The 2,771-nt window shown below is 54.5% G+C and carries 1 protein-coding gene; it reads right to left on the bottom strand.

Annotated elements, in window-relative coordinates:
• Positions 1–348: 348 nt before the first annotated feature.
• Entirely contained in the window at positions 349–2,418 is a 2,070-nt protein-coding gene (locus D8U82_RS01510; protein ID WP_130901533.1) for a hypothetical protein, read from the bottom strand.
• Positions 2,419–2,771: the final 353 nt, after the last annotated feature.

Here is a 2,771-nt window from a genome sequence, read left to right as displayed (position 1 = left end):
AAACCCGATCACTGAACATTCAGCGACCGCACCACAATAGAACCCGCCCCCAAGGCGCACAAGCCGGCGGATTCTGGCTTGGCTGTAGGCAATGGCGCAAGGATTTGTAGCCTTGAGACCGTATCCGCAGGTGTCTTTTAAACAGCTTCGTTTAAATCAAAGAATTGCGCCGAACCTGATGGCCTCATCGCGAGCAGGCTCGCTCCCACATTTGGAATGCGGTCAAGTTGTGGGAGCGAGCTTGCTCGCGAAAGAGCCATCCGGGCCAGCAGAAAAACCTTGATCACACACGCTATTTAAATCACTGGAATTTAAATCCGTCCCTTTTATTTAGTTCGCTTTGGTGCGCTATTCGTCAGGCAATAAAGGCAGCTTCCGTCGTCGGCCTACGAAAGGATAAGTACCGCTGGCGCTAGTTAGGCCGATTGTCAGCCCGCTATGTCGGTGGTCTACGGGGGCGGGAGGAACGGCGTTACCGTTCGAACGTAGAAAGCTGATTTGGGCCTGATCGTTGACGGCAATCGTGCCGTAAAAGTTAGGAGACACCTGACCTAGAAAACTCGATTGAAATTGAAAACTGATAGGGGGATTGAAGATTTGCGTATCAGTCCTTGTAAACGGAACAGGCTCCAAATTCAGATCTCGCAGGGCGGCGTGCGCCGCGCTCCAAGTCAAAGCTCGGGAATCAGCGAATAATTCGTACACATTGGAACACCTCACCGGATACTGAGCAGTTCTCCCCGCTGCATCTCGCACTTCGATCACAGTTGACCCATTTGAGACAGAGTAGACCTCGCCCGTCGTGAAGTTGACGGTTGCGATGTGCACGTTGTGAGAGGTGAAGGTAAAAGGCGGGGTTCCATCAACTGGAAGCCGAGTTGCATGGGACTGTGGAGACTTATAGCTGGTTCGGGTCCAGTCTGGCTGATAAGTGGATTGCGGGGACATATAGTAGTTGAGGCCGTCGAGCAGCATTTCCGACGGATCTATCTTCAATGGCTTGGCCACACTCACCGTATAAGTACGCACCCGAAGTGGCACCGCTTTTGTCTTGTCCTTAACCCCATCAAGATTGACCGCACAAACCACTCTCAACTGGCTTCCATCTTTCAGGTTTTTCAACCACTCGACTTGCGCCAGCAACGAAATCCTGTCGGCCAGTTCACTGCGCCCGCCTGACGAGATTTCGTTGGTTACCGGGTTCCCATCCGCGTCAACGCCTTCAAAATCAACCCAAACCGGATGGGTCTGTTGCATCAGTGGAATTTTTTCCGAGAGCACCCGCGCATCATTCGGTAGTTCCGGAACATTGAGCTGCTGCCCCATTTCCCCCGCAATATTCGGAGTCGGCAAGCGCGGGTCGTCCACCGCGATTTTATCGATGACCACCTCCAGAGGAGGGGATTCGCCGCTGGGCACGCCATCTCGAATCAATACCCACGACACCTGGATTGTTTTGCCTTGATGAGCGAGGAGGAACGCCACGCTGAATGTGAAATTGGCGCGTTGGTTGGTGTTGAATGCCACTTGCGGAAATGATGAACCCGGTAGGCCATCGACAATCTTCAGCGTCGCCTTGTCGTTTTCCAAAGCGGCTTTGAACTCGGCCCGCACCCTCACGCCGCCTTCACTTGCCAGCACATCGATTGGGGAGACGGCGTTAACGAGTGTAGGAGGCTCTTGGGAGATCTTGTCCAGATCCACTTCCACGAACACGGCATCGGACCAGGTTGGAGGGCCGGACGGGTTGGTCAGGTAGTCGACAACGCGATATTTGATTTCGAAGGTTTTATCGTTGCCACCCTCGATCAGCTTGTCTTTCGGGATGTCGATCACGACACTTTCTGGCACGGGAGGCGGGGGAGACACACTGCTGGGTATGAGCTGATATATGTGATGGACGCCATTGCAAGACACAAAAATCAGGTCATACCACTGCACGTTGGCGTAGGTGGCAGTCACCTTGAACTTGTCAGCTTCCGCCTGGTTGATGACCTTGTGGCTGACGGTGAGATTCAATACCGGTGGTAAATCACCGGGCGGAGAGGTTCGATGGTAGAGCACCAGCTCAGGTGTGAGTTCATCATTCCCGGACGTGCGCTCAATGTGAATTTTGATGCGGTTAAGGCCTTTTTGCAGTGAGCCGGCAGGCAGGCGCAGAGGCGTATCGTCGCTTTCCTTGCCCTCAGCGATGGTGGTGCTAGGCCCTTTGTTGTCGTTGATCAGCGGGATGAGCTTATCGTTCTTGGTCTGATTTAAGTAAGCCAGCATGAGGATCAACAAGCCCTCGGTTTCATTGGCTTTCACAATGGTGACGCCGCCATGGACGTCTGCCATTGCAGGTTCCAGCTCAACCATTTCGGGGGCTTGCGGGCGGGTCAGTGCAAACGGTTCAACGAAGTTACGGACGCGGCTCATTGCATTCTCCTTGCATGACGTAGGAACGCTCTTGCTGCATCTAATGCGAGACCGGCCGGGCCGTCACCTGTCAACTCTGACAGGTAGGAGGGGGTTTGCGATGAACGGTCATGAAGAGTGTTCCCATGCACAAAGGCATGCAGACGGGACGCTCCGGGTCCCATCGGGAGCCGAACGCGGAGCGTCCGTTGAGGCATTCCCACGCAGGAGCGTGGGAACGATCATCGGGCTCCGCTACTGCGGCAACTCCAGATTATCCAGCACCCGATTCACCGCCAATTCTCCGAGCATGATCAGCTGCGCAATCCCCATCAGCGTCCGGCGTTGCGATGGCTTTACCAGCCCGGCGAATT

This window comes from Pseudomonas sp. Sample_23 (genome assembly GCF_004307595.1).
In the GTDB taxonomy this organism is placed as follows: Bacteria; Pseudomonadota; Gammaproteobacteria; order Pseudomonadales; family Pseudomonadaceae; genus Aquipseudomonas; species Aquipseudomonas atacamensis.
This window is presented reverse-complemented; position numbering and strand designations above follow the sequence as displayed.

Coding starts and splice junctions, on each gene's coding strand:
- D8U82_RS01510 (WP_130901533.1), bottom strand. CDS start 2,418: ATGAGCCGCGTCCGTAACTTCGTTGAACCGTTTGCACTGACCCGCCCG.